The following is a 17,421-nucleotide window of genomic DNA, read 5'->3' as shown; positions in this document are numbered from 1 at the left end:
ATCTGACCACGACACGATCAGATCCGCCTGCACATCACCATCACGTCGCATCGCCATCGTCGCTGACCGCCTTCTTTCCGTATCCAGGCTGAATCAGATCACACCGACTTCGTCAACGCGCTGTTAGGCACGACCAACGAGAAGCCTTCAAAGCGCCTTGAGAATATCGAATAAGCCCCGAGGTGCAGTTCGCTCTGGCGTCTACGCGTTCTTGCTGCTGAGTAAGGCGGGGAAGGGTGGATCCACGTTACTCCTGCAGCCCCGCCACCACCTCGCGAGCGAGCGCGGCAAGCTGACTGCACGGTCCGTCGAGCCCCGGTGCTGTGTGCAGGATGCACGAGACATGCGGCAGGTCGGGCAACGCGCCATCGGTGATCGGCGCGTCGCGCAGGAACAGGCCGGTGCGGCACGTGAGGCCCAGCCCGGCGTCGACCGCTGCGCGCAGGGTAGTAAGGTTGGGCGTCTCGAGGGTAATGCGGTAGGGCCGCCTGGCGTCCTCCAGAGCGCGGATGGCGGCCTCGCGGAAGCGGCAGGGCGTTTCTAGCACCGCGAGCGGAATGATGTCGAGCCGGGCAAGATCCTCCTTGCCGAACCAGGCCATCGGCGCCGTCGTCACCGCTGCACGGTCGTTCGCGGCTGCGAAACCGAGAACGATGTCCAACTGGCGTCTGTCGAGCAGCTCCATCAGCTCGGCTGTTCCCGCGACCCGCGAATAGAGTTCAGCCTCGGGGTGCAGCTCGACGAACTGCGCGAGCAGCCCGGTCAGAAGCAGCTCGGCAAAGTCCTGGACCATGCCGATCCGCGCAGGGCCTGCGAACTGGCCGTTGGTCACTGCCGCTACCGCCTCGTCGTGAAGGTCCAGCACCTTGCGCGCATAGTCTAGCATCAGGTCTCCATGCGCGGTGAGCGCGAGGCGCCGTCCTTCGCGGTGGAACAGCGACTGTTGGAGCAGCTCCTCCAGCCGCTTGATCTGCAGGCTCAGCGCGGATTGGCTGACGAAAACCCGCTCGGAGGCATGGAGCATCGAGCCGGTATCGACGATCGCCACGAAGCTGCGCAGGAGGTTGGTCGGGAGGTTCACGGGCATCGCATAGCTTTCGTCTTTGGATGTCGCTGGAGAGACGGCATGAAGCATGAGAAATTCTCAATCAATGAAGTAGACATTTGAGGTAGCCAAGGAATTCTGTTGCGGCGGCGCCGGACTGGCTGGGACTGCGGAATGGCCAGATTTCCGCCACCTGAGACCGATGCGGCCACGTTTGCAGAGCCAGTATAAGCTCCGCAAATAGCCCGCCCAGTTGTTCTCAATTGAATTGATAGAGATTTGGGTGCCAGCTTGCGGACATCGGCAACGAGGCTCGACGCATGTCCCGATTGAAGCACCTGACCAATACTCTGAACAACGCCCGCTGGCTGTCGCCGCTGCTCTTGCTTGCGCTTCTGGAGGTCGGTTCACGCACCGGGTTGATCCCGGAACGAACGCTCGCTGCGCCGTCCAGAGTGCTGGCGACGCTCTATGGCATGATGGTCTCGGGTGAACTGGCGGACAATCTGTGGGTCTCGTTCCTGCGCATTGCGGCAGGGCTGACGATCGGCGTGACCACCGGCGTGGTGCTTGCGCTCGTTGCTGGCCTCTCGCGCCGCGGCGAAGTTACGGTCGATCCGCTCATGCAGATCAAGCGCACGATCCCGACGCTGGCGCTCACCCCTTTGTTCATCGTCTGGTTCGGCATCGGCGAGACCCCCAAGATCGCACTGATCGCGTTCGCCTCGATCTTCCCGGTCTACCTCAACCTTTACAGCGGCATTCGCGGCACTGACCTGCGCCTGCTGGAAAGCGCCCGCAGCCTTGGCCTCAGCCGCGCGGAACAGGTCTGGCACGTCATCCTGCCGGGCGCGCTGCCTTCGCTGCTGGTGGGCCTGCGATATTCGCTTTCGATCTCGGTGCTGGTGCTGGTCGTGGCCGAGCAGATCAACGCCTCGGCTGGGCTCGGCTACCTCATCAACAACGCGCGCGACTTCATGCGTACCGACATCATCCTGGTTTGCCTGATGATCTACGCCGCGCTCGGCTTGGCAGCCGACGGGCTGGTCCGGGCTATCGAACGCCGCGCTCTGCTCTGGCGGCCCGAAATTGTGGCGGCCTGAGCCGCCTCTCCCAACATATCGGAAGGATCCGCCATGGACGCGCGACTGACCCAGTTCACCACCATCACCCCGACCACTGCTTCTGCGAGGCCGGACGCGGTCGTGCGGCTACGCGACTTCACCCGCAGTTTCGGTGCCAACACCATTATCTCCGGTCTCGACCTCGAGATAGCCGCCGGTGAGTTCGTGGTCCTGCTGGGTCGCTCGGGCTCGGGCAAGACGACCCTGCTGCGCACGCTCGCCGGGCTCGACGGAACCGAGGAGCAGGACGTGACCGTCCCGGCTTCGCATGCTGTGGTGTTCCAGGACGCGCGCCTGCTGCCGTGGAAGAAGGTCTGGCGCAACGTCGCCCTTGGCCTGAACAAGCGCGACGCGCGGGCAGCGGCGGAAGAGGCGTTGCAGGAAGTCGGGCTCGGTCACCGGCTGGATGCCTGGCCGCTCACGCTCTCGGGCGGCGAGGCGCAACGGGTGGCGCTTGCCCGGGCGCTGGTGCGCGAGCCGCAGCTGCTGCTCCTCGACGAGCCTTTCGCGGCGCTCGATGCTCTCACCCGCCTTCGGATGCACGAACTGGTGCTGTCCCTGTGGCACCGACACCGCCCTGCGGTGATGATGGTCACTCACGATGTCGACGAGGCGATCGCGCTCGCCGACCGGGTGATCCTGCTCGATCACGGCCGCATCGTCGCGCAGGAACGTATCACTGCCGCCCGCGGGTCAGAGCGCGCCGGCCTCGCCGCCGGCTTGCGCCACCGCCTGCTCGAAGCTCTCGGCGGAATGGTCGTAGAAAACCATGCGGCTGACGTCGTGGCGCTGCATGCCGGAGCCCGTCCGTGAACGCGCCTGCGACGTTTCCCACTGGCGCAGCCACCGTCGACACCGCCCCGCTGCGCCGTTTCGTCACCGGGTTCGCGGCGCTGCTGGACGACACGGAGGACCTTGACCTTATCCTGGAACGTGGCGGCGCGCTGCTCGCGCAGTTGGTCGCGCGAGACACCTGGCTGCAGGAGGAATACGCGCAGGCCAACCCTGATGGCTACCAGCAGTATCTTCTGCACTGCGACAGCGCAGAGCGGTTCAGCGTCATATCGTTCGTGTGGGGGCCGGGGCAGGCAACACCGGTCCACGACCACCGCGTATGGGGTCTCGTCGGCGTGCTGCGCGGGGCGGAGAAGGTGCAGAGTTTCGGGTTGCGGGACCGCGATGGCGCACTCGTGCAACTGGGCGCGACACGTGACTTGCTTGAAACAGAGGTTGAGGCGATCGACCCGCGCCAGGGAGACATTCACCGCGTCGAGAACGCATATGCCGACCGCACCTCGATCTCGATCCATGTCTATGGCGCCAACATCGGCGCGGTCCATAGGGCAACCTATCGGGCCACCGGGGAGGAGCGCCCCTTCGTCTCGGGCTACGCCAACACGACCATCCCCAACATCTGGGACGCAGCGAGGAGCGCATGAGCATCACCCCCCAACACGTGCGCAGCGCCTTGCTGGCACGCCGTGAAATTGCGCTCCTCGACGTGCGGGACGAGGCCGCGTTCGCAACCGGCCACCCGCTCTTCGCCGCGCAGATCCCGCTGGCCCGCATCGCCGCCGAGGCCGAATGGCGCCTTCCGCGCAAGGATGTCGATATCGTGGTCTACGACCATGGCGAGGGTCTCGCGCCGTTCGCGGTGGAGAAATTGCGCGGCCTCGGCTTTACCCGGGTCGATCTTCTCGAAGGTGGCCTCCAGGGTTGGTCGGATGCCGGCTACGAGCTGTTCGAGGACGTCAACAGCTACTCCAAGGCATTCGGCGAACTGGTAGAACACCGGCGCGGTACGCCTTCGTTGCAAGCACCCGACGTTCAGGCGCTGATAGACGAGAAAGCCGACATCGCCATTCTCGATGCACGGCGCTTCGAGGAATATGCGACGATGAGCATTCCCGCGGCCCGGAGCGTGCCGGGCGCGGAACTCGTTCTTCGAGCGCCCCAGGCAGCGCCGGATCCGGACACCACGATCATCGTGAACTGCGCCGGGCGGACCCGCTCGATACTTGGTGCGCAGTCGCTCATCAACGCAGGGCTCCCCAACCGCGTCTTCGCGCTGCGCAATGGCACCATCGGCTGGACACTCGCCGGGCAGCCGCTGGAGCAGGGACGGCAGGAAAGCGTCGAACTTCCCGGTGATAGCGGTGAAGCCCGCATCCGAGCGCGCGAGGTAGCTTATCGCGCGGGCGTGCGCCGCATCGACGCCGCAGTCCTCACGGCGATCGCGGCCGAGAGCCATCGCACGCTCTACCGCTTCGATGTCCGCCAGCCGGAAGCCTATGTCGCTGGGCACCTGCCGGGCTTCCGCAACGCGCCGGGCGGGCAGCTGGTGCAGGAAACCGACCACTTCGCTCCTGTTCGCGGTGCCCGGATCGTCCTTGCCGACGATCTCGGCCCGCGGGCCGACATGACCGCGTCATGGCTCGCACAGCTGGGTTGGGAAGTGCTGGTGCTGGATGGCTTCGACGGGCCGCTGGAATCCGGGGCCGACGGCGCTCCGCCGCCGCGTGGACCTGGGGGCCGCTACAAGCGACCCTACGAGGGCACCGACAATCCGCAAGCCGCCATGCAGGCCTACCTCGATTGGGAATACGGCCTTGTCGCGCAACTTGCGCGTGACCGCACCCACGGCTTCTTCGTCATCTGATCATCCCTGGCAGGAGTACCCTCTCATGACCGTCAAGTTCATCGGCTATATCGGCTTCAACGATACTTCGGAAATCCACAATGCGACCCGCTCGCGCGCGCTCGACCGCGAGTATGTGGACGCCGCCGCGATCGCGCAGGAGAAGGGCGGCTTCGATCGGGTCCTGATCCCGTTCGGCTCGGCCTCGCCCGAGAGCCAGATCGTGGCGGCTCATGCGGCAGCGATCACCAGCCGTCTCGGGTTCCTCGTCGCCCACCGCCCCGGCTTCACCCAGCCCACGCTGGCGGCGCGGCAGCTGGCGACGCTCGATCAGCTTTCGGGCGGGCGCGCCGCGGTTCACATCATCACCGGAGGCGCTGACGAGGAAATGGCACGCGATGGCGATGTCCACACGCTCAAGGCCGAACGCTATCTGCGCTCCGACGAGTACATCGAAGTGCTGCGCCGCGAATGGAGCGAAGCCCAGCCGTTCGATCACACGGGCCGCTTCTACGAGGCGCGCGGCGCCTTCAGTGCCATCAAGCCCGACAACCTGCCGGTGTTCTTTGGCGGGTCATCACCTGAAGCCATCGAGGTCGCCGGCCGTCATGCCGACGTCTACGCGCTCTGGGGGGAGAGTCTGGAGCAGGTGGGCGAGGCCGTGCGCACTGTCCGTCATGCCGCGGCGCAACATGGCCGGCACCCCGGCTTCTCGCTCTCGCTGCGGCCGGTGATCGCCGACACCGAGGAAGCCGCCTGGAGGAAGGCCGATGCCATCGTCGAGCAGGTTCGCGCCGCCCGTGAGGCAGCCGGCCTGCCGACCACCGGCCACCGGCCACCCAACACGGGCTCGCTGCGCCTGCTGGAGACGGCGCAGTCGCAGCGCCGTGACACGCGCCTGTGGACCGGCGTGGCCCAGCTCACCGGCGCCGCCGGCAACTCCACCGGCCTCGTCGGCACGCCCGAACAGGTCGCCGAGGCCATGCTGGAATACTACGACATCGGCATCGACCATTTCCTTATCCGTGGCTTCGAGCCCCTCGCCGATGCCATTGATTATGGACGCGACCTGATCCCGCTGGTGCGTGCCAAGGTTGCGCAGCGCGAGCAGCAGAAGGTCGCGCTGGCGAGCTGAGGAACGCTTCTGGATCGACCCGGAGGACGTTTGTGGTTCCGAGCAAGTGGGGAGCCCCGCCCTTCCAAAGAGGAAAGCCGGCCTCCTGATTTCGTCGGGATGACGTGGGCGCTTGTCCGGATCGGAAAGCGAGCCAACCCATTGGCAGAACTCACCTTTCGATCAGTCCTTCGCATTGGTTGATTGCTTCGCCCGCACATAGATTTCGAGCTCCAGAGCAGAGAGGAACACCGCTATGGCCACTTCCGCGACCACCTTCGATACTTCCACCGCCGGCTTGGTGATCAGGCCTGTCCAGCCCTCGCACGGTGCCGAGATCGAGGGAGTTGATCTTTCAAAACCGCTCACCGACGAGCTTCGAACCGCGATCCGGGCGGCGGTGCTCAAGTACAAGGTCGTGTTCTTCCGCGATCAGTCGCTCGACGATGCCGGTCAGGCTGCGTTCGCTGCGAACTTCGGTCCGCTCTATACACATCCCACTACCAGGCACGACGCCGCAACCAAGGAGGTCCACGCGATCGCCGCGAAGTATGACCGGGAATATGAGAAGAAACTGGGTCGCAAGCTGAAGGCTGGGGATGCCTACCACACCGATACCAGCTGGCGCCTCGTACCGACCTGGGGCGCGGTGCTGCGCGACGTGAACCTGCCCGAAGTCGGCGGCGATACCATCTGGGTCGACGCGAACCTCGCCTATGAAACGCTGCCCGACGAAGTCAAGCAGCGGCTCGAGGGCAAGTACGTGACGCACGACTTCACGGATTCGCTTGCACTCTCGGGCCACGAATACCCGATCGTCGCGCACAAAGTCGTGCGCACCCACCGCGAGACGGGACAGAAGATCCTTTGGGTCAACTTCCAGCAGCAGCCGCAAATCCTCGGCATAGAACTGGCCGAAAGCCGGGAACTGCTCGAGGAGGTACTGCGCCAGTACAAGCGGCCCGACCTGCAGGCGCGCTTCTCGTGGAGGCCGGGCACGGTGGCGTTCTGGGATAATCGGGCTGCGGTGCATTATGCCGTTCGCAACTACGGCGACTTCCCGCGCGAGTTGCACCGCATCCTGATCGCGGACGAGCCGCTATGGACGGATCTCTGATCGATGGTCACCAGGCGTAACCTGCTCGCCGGCATTGCAACGACCTTTGCCCTCGCCGCCTGCGGCGGGGGTAAAGGCGCAGACGCCAAGGTCTTGCGCGTCGGCAGCCAGAAGGGCGGCACCAAGTCGCTGATGCTGGCGTCAGGCGCACTCGACGGCACACCGTACAAGGTTGAATGGTCGGAGTTTCCGGCGGCACAGAATCTTCTGGAAGCGCTCGGCAGCGGGGCGATCGACACCGGCATCGCCGGCGACGCGCCGTTCCTGTTCGCCTACCAGGCGGGCAGTCCGATCAAGGCCATCGGCGCTCAGAGCACGCAGGAACGCGAGCCAGGCGCCATTGCGCTGGTGGTGCCCGCGGCCTCGTCCATCCGGAATGCCAGGGGCCTCAAGGGCCGCCGTATCGCCACTACGCGCGGTAGCGTCGGTCATTACTTGCTGCTGCGCACCCTGCTTTCGGCGGGGCTGGGGGCGAATGACGTGACGACCGTGTTCCTCTCGCCCAGCGATGCGAGGGCGGCGCTGCAGACCGGGGCGGTGGACGGCTGGTCGACCTGGCAGCCCTACGTCGCCGCTGCATTGGCCGAGGGGGACCGGATCGCCGTCGACGGACGGGGTCTCGCGCAGGGCTACGGCTTCGACATCGCGCACGAAAGCGCCATCACGGACAAGCGGGCGCTGCTGGACGATTTCCTGAAGAGAGAGGCGAAGGCGCTCGAATGGGCAAGCACTCACATTGCAGAGTTCGCCCAGGTCCTCGCCCGCGAGACCGGTCTTCCGCTGCCGATCGCCCGCGAGTTCGCCGGGCGGGGAACTCGCCTCCCGGTGCCGATCGACGGTGCCTTGATCGAGCGCCAGCAGGTCGTGCTCGAAACCTTTCGGCGGTTCGGCGAGGTCAAGGCCAATCGCTCCCTGAAGGATGCTTTTGTGCTGGCTTAAAGTCAGCCTCTCTCGATCAAGCAAAACTTGAGAATGGCCGGCGAAATTTAATTTCTACTATATTGGTAGAGATGCCATCAGGGTTCGATACAAACAGATCCAGGGACCTATAATCCGTGAAACTCCTGAAGTCGGTTGCCCTTGCCGCCAGCGTATCCTTCCTCCCCTTTCCCGTCCATGCCGAGGATCCGGACGAAGCCGCTCCTGCGGCGGATGTGGAGGGCGCCGCCATCGTCGTGACGGGGGCACGCGGGCAGGTGCAGCGGTCCGTTGCCGATAGCCCGGTGCCGATCGATGTGATCGGACCGGCGGAGCTGAAGTCCACTGGCCGCTCTGGGCTCAAGGAGATCCTGGGCAACATCATCCCGTCGCTGACGATGCCCGCTCTCGGCGGCGGGGGTACTTCCGCGAGCGTGCGACCGATCTCGATCCGCGGCCTCTCGGGCGACTATGTGCTCGTGCTCGTCAACGGCAAGCGCCGCCACACAACTTCGCTCATCAACAATCTCTCGCGCATTTCGGGGGGCTCCACTCCGGTCGACATCGACCTTATCCCTATCAGCGCCGTCGGCCGGATCGAGGTACTGCGCGACGGAGCGGCGGCGCAGTACGGGTCGGATGCGATTTCCGGCGTCATCAATGTGATCCTCGATGACAGCGCGGACGGGGGAGATCTGTCGCTGACCGGCGGGTCGCTCTATTCCAAGGGCGGCGAACTGGCACAGGTTTCGGGTTCGTACGGCACTCCGTTAGGCGATAACGGCGGCTTCGTCCGCTTCGCGCTGGAGGCCAAGTACCACGACCGGGCCACATCCTCGGCCGAGCCGATCCCTTACATCTATCCGCTGGTGAACGGTCAGCCCGACCCGCGTGAGGCGAGTGCGAACCACCTGATCGCCGGGGGGTATGGTCGGTCTAACCGTGACAAGATTGTCAACACCAGCTACAATGCGGAGCTGCCGCTGGGCGAGGACGCTACACTCTATTCGTTCTCGACGCTGAGCTATCGCGACATCAAGGATGCGCGCGGCGCTTCGGTCGCGGCCCCCACCGGCTACGGCGGTCAGCCCAATACACAAGGCGCCTCGGTGCTGCCGCAGATCTATCCAGGTGGCTTCCAGGCCTATCGTCGCATCAGGGAGTGGGATTACCAGGCCGCGCTCGGCGTTCGCACGGCGCTGGCGGGCTGGAACTTCGATCTTTCCACCTCATACGGCATGGACAACGTCGAACTGGGCGCCGAGAACACGCTCAACCCCTCGCTCGGGCCGACCAGCCCGACGAAGTTCTTCATGGGGCGCCAGAAACAGGACTTATGGGTCACCAACCTCGATGTCAGCCGTGAATACGATGTGGGGCTCGCCAAGCCGCTCAACATTGCTTTCGGGGCCGAATACCGGTGGGAGCGTTTCCAGAACATCGCAGGCGAGCCGGACAGCTACCGGGACGGAGGCTATGTTATCCCGGTCGACGACACGCCGTTCGGGGAACTCTACGGCGGTCGCTCGCCCTCGCCCGGGCTGGTTTCCTTCACCGGCACGTCTCCTGCGGACGAAACCAGCCTCAGCCGCAACAATCTCGCCGCCTATCTCGACCTTTCGACCGACCTGACGCCGGGCTGGTTCTTGGGCGTTGCAGGGCGGTTCGAGCACTATTCGGACGGCGCCGGAGACACCTTCAGCGCCAAAGCTTCGACCCGCGTCGAACTGGCGCCGGGTCTCGCGCTGCGGGGCGGCGTCAACACCGGATTCCGGGCCCCCTCCCTCGCGCAGACCGGATTCTCAACCACGCAGAACACGGTGACGGTAATCGGTGACGCGCGAGTGCTGACAGTCTCGAAGTTCCTGCCCGTCAACAGTGCGGCGGCGCAGGCGTTGGGGGCCAGCCCGCTCAAGCCCGAGAAGTCGCTCAACTTCACCGCCGGCGTCACTTACGAAAGCGGCCCGCTTCGCCTCACTCTCGACGCCTACCAGATCCGTATCGACGATCGCATCGTGAAGACTGAATTCCTGGGCACCGCATCCAACGGCGGCTCGGCGATCAGGAGTATCCTCGAGGTCAACGGAGTCCATGACGTGGACAGCGCGCAGTTCTTCACCAATGCCATCGACACCCGCACGCGGGGCGTGGACGTGGTGGGCGAATATACGCTCGACACCCAGGCGGCAGGTACCTTCCGGCTGAGCGCGGCCTATAGCTACAACAAGACGAAGATCCTCCACGTCATCGACAATCCGCCAGAACTTGCCAGCCTCAACGTAACGCTGTTCGGCCGCCAGGCACAGCGCGACCTCGTCGCTGCAACACCGCGTTCGAAGGTCGTGCTGACGACGAACTGGTCGTCCGGCAAGGTGCGCGCGCTGGTCCGCGCTACCCGCTATGGCGGGTACACTGAATCCAGCAACGTGGCCGCTTCCGATCGCATCTTCGGCGCACGGTGGGTTGCCGACGCCGAGATCGGCTATCAACTGACCGAAGCGCTGGACCTCGCCGTGGGGGCCAACAACGTGTTCGACACTTACCCCCAGAAGAACGGCGCGATCGCCTTCGACGGGTCGGGGTTATACGGCGGCTTCGCACCGTTCGGCCTTAGCGGCGGTTTCTACTATGCACGGGCCGGACTTAGATTTTGAAGTGTCGGCATTTCAGGCACGGACCGGTTGAGCGCCGATGTTCATCGCTTCGCGGATGGAGTGGATGTTCTGTGACACAGCAGACCGCGCGGCGAGTGCGAAGCGGGGGCCCGGCCTGATGTAACATCGGTACGGACAGGCTCCTCGACGCAAGGGTTGTGGACGGCGCAGGTGCCGGTTTGACAAAGCGGCGCAATGGCGGTTTGATGCGCGAAGATGGGCACCTCCACCAAGCCTTCCACCCCGACGAAGGGTGAAGCGACGCGAAATCGTATCCTGGATGCATCCGAGGTTCTCTTCGCGCAAAATGGCTACATCGGCACTTCGCTGCGGGACATTGCGAAGGAGGCGGGGGTGACCATGGGGCTTGTGCACTATCACTTCGGCAACAAGCACCTGATCCTGGACGCCGCGCTCGAGCGCAAGCTCGAACTGCTGCACGGAGCCATCCATGCCAGCTTCGCGGACGCACAAGCAGCGGGGCGATTTGAGCTGGAAGACATGGTGGCGGCCTTCATCCTGCCGTTCCTGCAGTTCGCCTCGCGTCCCGATGATCCGATGCGCAACTACATCGTCATGACCTCGCACCTGATGAGTTCGTACCGCCTCCCGGAGCTGCGCCCGATCCTGGCGAAGCTTTCCATCGTCTCGCAAATCCTCATCGATCGGCTGCGTGAGCGTTGTCCCGACCTTGCGGAGCGTGAACTGCTGGCCGGGGTCTATCTTATCGAAGCGGCGCTGATCTTCATGGTGCAGGACCCCGGCTTTCTCGACGACATCAGCGCCGGCCACCATTCCGCCGACCGGCTGGAGGAAATGGCGGCGCCGGCGCTCAGGTTCTTCGCCGGCGGGCTTCAACGGCTCGGCGCTTCGTGACCGGCTGTTCCGCCTGATCGTTTTGACAGGTAGGTCGATCGACCAGTTTTGTTATTCTGCATCCGTGACGAGGACCCGGGAGAGGTCTCGAAAGGAGCAGCGATGGGAAGGCAGGACATCGAAGCCCTGATGATCGACGGCCGCAACGCCGCCAACCTCAGGGGCGACCCGATCACCGGCGACCGATACACTTCCAGAGAGTTCATGCAGCGTGAGTGGGACCACATGTGGACCCGCATCTGGCACATCGCCGGCCGCACCGCCGAACTGGAGGAACCGGGCGACTACGTGGTGCACGACTTCATGAATGAGTCTGTCTTCTGCGTTCGCCAGGATGACGGGTCGATTAAGGCTTTCTACAATTCGTGCCGCCATCGCGGCATGCGGCTGGTCTGGGACGCAAGTTCGCAGGATACCTTCCAGTGCCCCTACCACGGGTGGATCTGGGGCAAGAACGGCGTCCTCAACTATGCGCAGGACCCTGAGGATTTCCCGCAGGGCAACCCGTGCGGCAAGCTCAAGCTGAAGGAACTGCGCTGCGCCACCTGGGGCGGTTTCGTCTGGTACACCATGGACGACGCCGCGCCCGAACTGCTCGACTTCCTGGCGCCGATGCCGGATCTTTACAGGAACTATCCAATGGACACCGCCGTGCGGGTGTTCTGGATGAAGATCGACCTCAACACCAACTGGAAGTTCGCAACCGACAACTTCTCGGAAAGCTATCACACCCGCACCGCGCATCCGCAGGTGCCGCCCTGGATCGACCAGGATGTCGACACCGCGCGCCACGAGATGTGGGCTGGCGGCCATGGGCGAACCGTGCAGCCGATGCGGCCCTCGCTCTCGGACCGATTGCCCGATGGTGTGGACCATCCCTTCGACATGATCCTCAGGGCCTGGGACATCGATCCGGCGGCCTATCCGGACTACGAGACCAAGGCCATGCAAGGCTGGCTCGACCTCAAGGCGGCCAAGCGACGCCTCTGGAAGGAGCGCGGGTACGTCCACTACGAGCACATGGACGACGAGGAGATCACCGACAGTCCGCACACGGTGATCTTCCCTAACGTCACCATCAGCTTCCTGCCGGACAACCTGATCTTCTTCCGCACCGAGCCGCATCCGGACGATCCGAACAAGTGCACTTTCGACCTGTGGTGCATGGCCTTCCCTGTGGAGGGGCAGACCATGGTGGAGTCGGTCATGGCCGGCCCCCGACCGCTGCGCGAGGCCCAGATGGAGCACCGGGCCTTCGACAACGGGCGCGGCGTGCCGGAGATCAAGGACCAGATCGTCTACCAGGACATGCTTCTGGCCGAGGGGCAGCAGAAGGGCATGCACTCTCGCGGATATACCGACGCCTATCTGGCGGCGCAGGAAACCCGCGTCAGGTTTTTCCACGAGGTTCTGAACGACTACCTGGAAGGCCGGCGCTGAGGCCGACCGGGGAGGGAGCTTGTTGATGAAGTACATCCGCGCGGGAGCTTGCTTGAAGGCGCGCCCGGGACGGGGAAGTTCACGGTTGAAAAAGCGCGCGCGAACCTAGCAGCCTTCACCGATGTAGGAAAACCGCGCGCCACGCCCGCCGACGAGGCAAGACGCCTCCGCCTGAGCACCAGAGAAAAACAAAAGAACGGGAGACGACGCATGAAGACCTGGCTCAACGACAGTTCAAGGCCTGCGCTGTGCATCGCGCTCGGCGCCGCCGTGCTGGTGGCGGCAAGTCCGGCGCAGGCGCAGGAGGCGGCCGCTGCGGCATCGCCGCAAGAGGGCGCCGGAGCGCAGGGCTACGGCATCCAGGAAATCGTCGTCACCGCCCAGAAGCGCGCCGAGAACCTGCAGGACGTGCCGATCTCCATCACCGCGGTCGGGGGCGAGGCGCTGGCGGCGACACAGGGAACGTCGCTGCAGGCGCTGCAGGGCCAGATCCCCAACGTCCAGATCGACAACTTCGCCAACACGCCCCAGAGCGCCGTCTTCACCGTGCGCGGCATTGGCGTGATCGAGCCCGATCCTTATGCCGGCAACACCGTGTCGATCGTCGTCGACGGGGTTCCGCAGTTCTTCTCGATGGGCGCGCTGCTCGATCTCTATGACGTCGACCGCATCGAGGTGCTGCGCGGGCCGCAGGGCACGCTGTTCGGCGCGAACACCACTGGCGGCGTCATCAACGTCGTCACCGCGCAGCCGACGGGCGAATTCGGCGGCCACGTCAAGGCGGTCTACGGCAACTACAACCGCTTCGACGTGACCGGCTCGATCGAGGCGCCGCTGGTGGAGGACGTGCTCTCCCTCAAGGTCGCGGGCATCCACACCCAGCGCGAGGGCTGGGTCACCAACGTCGTCGACGGCTCGGACATGGGCAAGAAGAACCTCGACGCGGTGCGCGCCTACCTGCGCTTCACGCCCAGCGGCAACTTCGATGCGACGCTGCAGGGCGAGTACGTCAACGCTCGCAACGGTTCGCCCATCGTCATCAACGGGGCGAGGCCCGGCGAGGCGCTATACGTGGCGCCCGGCACGGCGGGGCCGGGCACCGGGGGCATGTACGTCAGCCCCTGCGCGGCAAACGGCCAGTCCGGCATGTGTATCGCGCCCGACAAGTACTACGGCGCCAACAACTCGGTGCCCGACCAGTCCTACATGGACACCTATTCCGGCACGCTGACGATGAACCTGACCGACACCGCGCTGGGCGACTGGACGTCGATCACCGGCTACAAGAAGTTCAAGCTGCGTGAATACACCGACCAGGACGGTACGCCGCTGTTCCTGAACGACACTTACCGCCGCACGGAAGGCTGGCAGTTCAGCCAGGAACTGCGCACCAACATCGAGGTGACCGATACGCTCAACATGCTGGTCGGCGCTTTCTACCTCAAGAACCACTACGACCATATTCAGGCCTATCGCCTGCAGTTCGCCACCCCCGGCCTGCTGCAGACCAACCTGCAGGATCAGGACAACTATTCCATCTCCGGCTTCGCACAGGCGTACTGGCAGGCGACCGACCGGCTGAAGCTGCAGGCAGGCATCCGCTACAGCCACGAAAAGACGGAATCGGCGCCGAGCCTCGTCAACAGCATCGGCGATCCGGCCGGCTCGAACTATTCCGGCGAGGGCAACCTCGTGCTTTCCAGCTTCACCGTGGGCGGAAAGAAAAGCTGGAACAACGTGGGCTGGAAATTGGGCGCCGACTACGAGATCCTCGACGACACGCTGCTCTACGCAAGCTGGGCGCGCGGATTCAAGTCGGGCGGCTTCACCGCGCGCGTCGGCGTGCCCGCGGACGGCGACACACCCTATGACCCGGAAAAGGTCGACACATTCGAGGCAGGCATCAAGGCCGACTTGCTCGACCGCCGGCTGCGCATCAACCTGGCCGCGTTCTATTCCAACTACCGCGACATGCAGGTGGCGCAGATCTACTTCGACACCGACACGGCCACGCAGGGCAACCGCATCCTCAACGCCGGCAAGTCCGAGATCAAGGGCTTCGAGCTGGAGACCACAGCCGTGCCGGTCGATGGCATGACCCTGCGGGCCTCGCTTGCCTACCTTGATGCAAAGTACAAGGAGTTCCCCTATACCGACCCGCTTTCGGGCGAGGTCCTCGATCTCGAAGGCTATCGGCTGCAGAACGCGCCCAAGTGGAACGCCAGCTTCGGCGCCAACTTCGTGGTGCCGCTGGGCAATGGCGCGGACCTCGTCAGCGACGTGAGCTACACCTACACCAGCTCGAAGTACTACACCGCGATCCTCGACACGCCGCGCTCGAAGATCCAGCCCACGCACCTTGTCGATGCCTCGCTCACCTACAGGCCGGATGGCGCCGCATGGTCGCTGGGGCTGTGGGCGACCAACCTGCTCGACAGCCGCTACATGTCCACGGTCTACGACAGCCCGGGCTACGCCGGCCTCGCCGGCTACGCCCCGCCGCGCCAGTGGGGTGGGTCTGTGAACTTCAACTTCTAGGTGCGCGCGATGCACGGATGGACATGGTTCGAGGCACGCAGGACTTGGGAAGGATAGACGGATGAACCGCGTAAAGGGCAAGGTCGCCCTCATAACCGGCGGCGCGTCGGGCCTGGGTGCTGCCGATGCGCGGCTGCTGGCCGACGAGGGGGCGCAGGTGGTGATCACCGACGTGCAGGCGGAACTGGGCCGCGAAGTCGCCGCCTCGATCCCGGGCGCGCTGTTCCTCGAGCATGACGTGCGCGACGAGGACCAGTGGCGCGGGGTGGTCGCCCGGACCCTGGACCGCTTCGGCAGGCTCGACGTGCTGGTGAACAACGCCGGCCTCGTGCGCTTCGGCCACGTGGAGGAATGCGACCTCGCGACGTTCCGCCTGCAGATGCAGGTCATGGTCGAGGGCTGCTTCCTTGGCTGCCACACCGCCTTGCCGCACATGACCAAGGGCGGCGGCGGATCGATCGTCAACGTGGCATCGGTCGCCGCGCTCAAGGGCATCAGCGCAATCCCCGCCTACAGCGCCGCCAAGGCAGGCATCATCGCGCTGACCCGCAGCGTTGCGGTGCACTGCCTAGAGCAGGACTACCGCATCCGCGTCAACGCCATTGCGCCCGGCGCGCACGACACGCCGATGACGCAGTCCGCCCTGGCAGAACTGCCGACGGACAACGCGGGCCTCGATCAGGTCAACGCACGCGGGCAGGGCACGCCGCAGGACGTGGCGAACCTCGTGCTGTTCCTCGCCAGCGAGGAATCGCGCCAGATCACCGGCACGCACATCGTCATCGACAACGGGGAGACGGCGGCATGAACATCGGACAAGTCGCGGACCGGCAGGCCATCGCCAATGTCCTTGCCCAGCACAGCCGGGGCGTGGACCGCGCCGATGCGGGACTGCTGGCGGACTGCTACCACCCGGACGGCACCGTGGACTACCGCTTCTACGCCGGTCCCGCGCCCGAGTTCGCGACGATCCTCGCGGGCGCGCAGAAGGCGGGGCCGGTCACTCTCCACCGCACCGCGCAGATGTGGATCGAAACGGACGGCGACCATGCGGCGTCCGAAAGCTATGTCATGGCCTATGCCTCCAGCGCCGGGGCCGGGGAAGGGGGCGGGTCAACCCAGCACCTGATCTGCGGCCGCTACCTCGATCGCCACGAACGTCGCGGCGGCCGCTGGCGCATGAGCCACCGCACGTATGTGCTCGACACCAGCGTGAACTGGGCGGCAGGACCGGGCGTGCACGATGCGCTGCCCTCGCTCGGCCCGCTGGACTTCCACATGCCCGTCGGCAGCCATGGCGCCGTCGATGCAGGCATCGCCTTGCTGGCACAGGCCCGCGCAAAGAACGCGAAAAGAGGAAGCCGAACGATGACGCATGACGACCGGATGATCGACGCGGTGATTTCCCGTCAGCAGATCGCGGACCTGACTATGGCTTACTGCCGCGGCGTGGACCGGGCAGACGCGGAGTTGCTGGCAAGCGTGTTCCACGAAGGGGCCGCCGTGGTCAGCGGCGCCTTCAATGGCGATGGGAAGGGTTTCGCCCGTGAAATCTGCGCCTTGGTGGAAACGAGTTACGAGCAGACCTTCCACTCGATCGCCAACCAGTGGATCGAGGTGGAGGGTGACGGCGCCGTGGGCGAGACTTACGTGATCGCCGTCTCCACGTCGCGCGGCGAGGAAAAGACCGACACGCTCACCGGGGGGCGCTATGTCGATCGCTTCGAGCGGCGCGAGGGGAAATGGGGCATCGCCGAGCGGACCTTCGTGCTCGACTGGCTGCGTTCGGAACCGAGCACGCGCGACATGACGGGCGGCATGTATGCGGCTCTGGACCTGCACGGCCAGCGCGGCAAGGCGGACCCGGTCTACTCGCTGGCGCATGGCTGAGCGCGCCGGCAGATTGCGGTAGCTTGCCCGAAATGGCCGGAGCGAAGATGGCCTCGGACGGAATAAG

The 17,421-nt window shown here is 65.0% G+C and carries 14 protein-coding genes; 13 read left to right on the top strand and 1 reads right to left on the bottom strand.

Translation table 11 applies throughout. The annotated features are described in order from the left end of the window. Window positions 1–247: 247 nt before the first annotated feature. Window positions 248–1,087, bottom strand: a complete 840-nt coding sequence (locus GR702_RS16935; RefSeq protein ID WP_160986976.1) for a LysR substrate-binding domain-containing protein — start codon at window positions 1,085–1,087, stop codon at window positions 248–250. A gap of 278 nt (window positions 1,088–1,365) precedes the next feature. Here GR702_RS16935 and GR702_RS16930 point away from each other — a divergent pair, with 278 nt between their 5' ends. The 13 genes from GR702_RS16930 (at window position 1,366) to GR702_RS16870 (ending at window position 17,354) form a co-directional block, all read left to right on the top strand. Beyond that, a complete protein-coding gene (locus GR702_RS16930; RefSeq protein WP_160986965.1) occupies window positions 1,366–2,148 on the top strand; it encodes an ABC transporter permease in 783 nt (260 codons plus the stop codon). A 33-nt stretch (window positions 2,149–2,181) separates the two neighbouring features. Continuing rightward, window positions 2,182–2,982, top strand: a complete 801-nt coding sequence (locus GR702_RS16925; RefSeq protein ID WP_160986964.1) for an ABC transporter ATP-binding protein — start codon at window positions 2,182–2,184, stop codon at window positions 2,980–2,982. Then, complete coding sequence (locus GR702_RS16920) at window positions 2,979–3,608, top strand: cysteine dioxygenase (RefSeq protein WP_160986963.1); 630 nt, start codon at window positions 2,979–2,981, stop codon at window positions 3,606–3,608. The genes GR702_RS16925 and GR702_RS16920 overlap by 4 nt, the downstream gene beginning before the upstream one ends. Further along, window positions 3,605–4,828, top strand: coding sequence for a rhodanese-like domain-containing protein (locus tag GR702_RS16915; RefSeq protein ID WP_160986962.1), 1,224 nt, complete (start codon window positions 3,605–3,607; stop codon window positions 4,826–4,828). Before GR702_RS16920 ends, GR702_RS16915 begins: the two co-directional genes overlap by 4 nt. 25 nt (window positions 4,829–4,853) lie before the next feature. Then, entirely contained in the window at window positions 4,854–5,942 is a 1,089-nt protein-coding gene (locus GR702_RS16910; RefSeq protein ID WP_160986961.1) for an LLM class flavin-dependent oxidoreductase, read from the top strand. Between the two features lie 235 nt (window positions 5,943–6,177). Then, window positions 6,178–7,038 (top strand): TauD/TfdA dioxygenase family protein, encoded by an 861-nt coding sequence (locus tag GR702_RS16905; RefSeq protein ID WP_160986960.1) that lies wholly within the window; start codon window positions 6,178–6,180, stop codon window positions 7,036–7,038. A gap of 3 nt (window positions 7,039–7,041) precedes the next feature. Continuing rightward, window positions 7,042–7,977 carry an ABC transporter substrate-binding protein gene (locus GR702_RS16900; RefSeq protein WP_160986959.1) on the top strand — a complete coding sequence of 312 codons (936 nt, stop codon included), beginning with the start codon at window positions 7,042–7,044 and terminating at the stop codon, window positions 7,975–7,977. 116 nt (window positions 7,978–8,093) lie between these two features. Next, a complete protein-coding gene (locus tag GR702_RS16895; RefSeq protein WP_160986958.1) occupies window positions 8,094–10,610 on the top strand; it encodes a TonB-dependent receptor domain-containing protein in 2,517 nt (838 codons plus the stop codon). Between the two features lie 216 nt (window positions 10,611–10,826). Further along, window positions 10,827–11,486 (top strand): TetR/AcrR family transcriptional regulator, encoded by a 660-nt coding sequence (locus GR702_RS16890; RefSeq protein ID WP_160986957.1) that lies wholly within the window; start codon window positions 10,827–10,829, stop codon window positions 11,484–11,486. Window positions 11,487–11,588: 102 nt separating this feature from the next. Then, window positions 11,589–12,926, top strand: coding sequence for an aromatic ring-hydroxylating oxygenase subunit alpha (locus tag GR702_RS16885; protein ID WP_160986956.1), 1,338 nt, complete (start codon window positions 11,589–11,591; stop codon window positions 12,924–12,926). Window positions 12,927–13,136: 210 nt separating this feature from the next. Then, window positions 13,137–15,464 (top strand): TonB-dependent receptor, encoded by a 2,328-nt coding sequence (locus GR702_RS16880; RefSeq protein ID WP_160986955.1) that lies wholly within the window; start codon window positions 13,137–13,139, stop codon window positions 15,462–15,464. Window positions 15,465–15,525: 61 nt separating this feature from the next. Continuing rightward, window positions 15,526–16,272, top strand: coding sequence for an SDR family NAD(P)-dependent oxidoreductase (locus tag GR702_RS16875; RefSeq protein WP_160986954.1), 747 nt, complete (start codon window positions 15,526–15,528; stop codon window positions 16,270–16,272). Next, window positions 16,269–17,354: a nuclear transport factor 2 family protein gene (locus GR702_RS16870; RefSeq protein ID WP_160986953.1), complete on the top strand. Its 1,086-nt coding sequence runs from the start codon at window positions 16,269–16,271 to the stop codon at window positions 17,352–17,354. The genes GR702_RS16875 and GR702_RS16870 overlap by 4 nt, the downstream gene beginning before the upstream one ends. Window positions 17,355–17,421: the final 67 nt, after the last annotated feature.

The organism is Novosphingobium silvae (genome assembly GCF_009856825.1).
GTDB classification, from domain to species: domain Bacteria; phylum Pseudomonadota; class Alphaproteobacteria; order Sphingomonadales; family Sphingomonadaceae; genus Novosphingobium; species Novosphingobium silvae.
Note: the sequence above shows the minus strand (reverse complement) of the source record. Positions and strands in the feature narration are given on the sequence as shown.

Excerpts from the sequence above, each read along its gene's own strand:
- GR702_RS16935 (WP_160986976.1), bottom strand. The coding sequence starts at position 1,087 with ATGCCCGTGAACCTCCCGACCAACCTCCTGCGCAGCTTCGTGGCGATC.
- GR702_RS16930 (WP_160986965.1), top strand. The coding sequence starts at position 1,366 with ATGTCCCGATTGAAGCACCTGACCAATACTCTGAACAACGCCCGCTGG.
- GR702_RS16925 (WP_160986964.1), top strand. The coding sequence starts at position 2,182 with ATGGACGCGCGACTGACCCAGTTCACCACCATCACCCCGACCACTGCT.
- GR702_RS16915 (WP_160986962.1), top strand. The coding sequence starts at position 3,605 with ATGAGCATCACCCCCCAACACGTGCGCAGCGCCTTGCTGGCACGCCGT.
- GR702_RS16910 (WP_160986961.1), top strand. The coding sequence starts at position 4,854 with ATGACCGTCAAGTTCATCGGCTATATCGGCTTCAACGATACTTCGGAA.
- GR702_RS16905 (WP_160986960.1), top strand. The coding sequence starts at position 6,178 with ATGGCCACTTCCGCGACCACCTTCGATACTTCCACCGCCGGCTTGGTG.
- GR702_RS16900 (WP_160986959.1), top strand. The coding sequence starts at position 7,042 with ATGGTCACCAGGCGTAACCTGCTCGCCGGCATTGCAACGACCTTTGCC.
- GR702_RS16890 (WP_160986957.1), top strand. The coding sequence starts at position 10,827 with ATGGGCACCTCCACCAAGCCTTCCACCCCGACGAAGGGTGAAGCGACG.
- GR702_RS16885 (WP_160986956.1), top strand. The coding sequence starts at position 11,589 with ATGGGAAGGCAGGACATCGAAGCCCTGATGATCGACGGCCGCAACGCC.
- GR702_RS16880 (WP_160986955.1), top strand. The coding sequence starts at position 13,137 with ATGAAGACCTGGCTCAACGACAGTTCAAGGCCTGCGCTGTGCATCGCG.
- GR702_RS16875 (WP_160986954.1), top strand. The coding sequence starts at position 15,526 with ATGAACCGCGTAAAGGGCAAGGTCGCCCTCATAACCGGCGGCGCGTCG.
- GR702_RS16870 (WP_160986953.1), top strand. The coding sequence starts at position 16,269 with ATGAACATCGGACAAGTCGCGGACCGGCAGGCCATCGCCAATGTCCTT.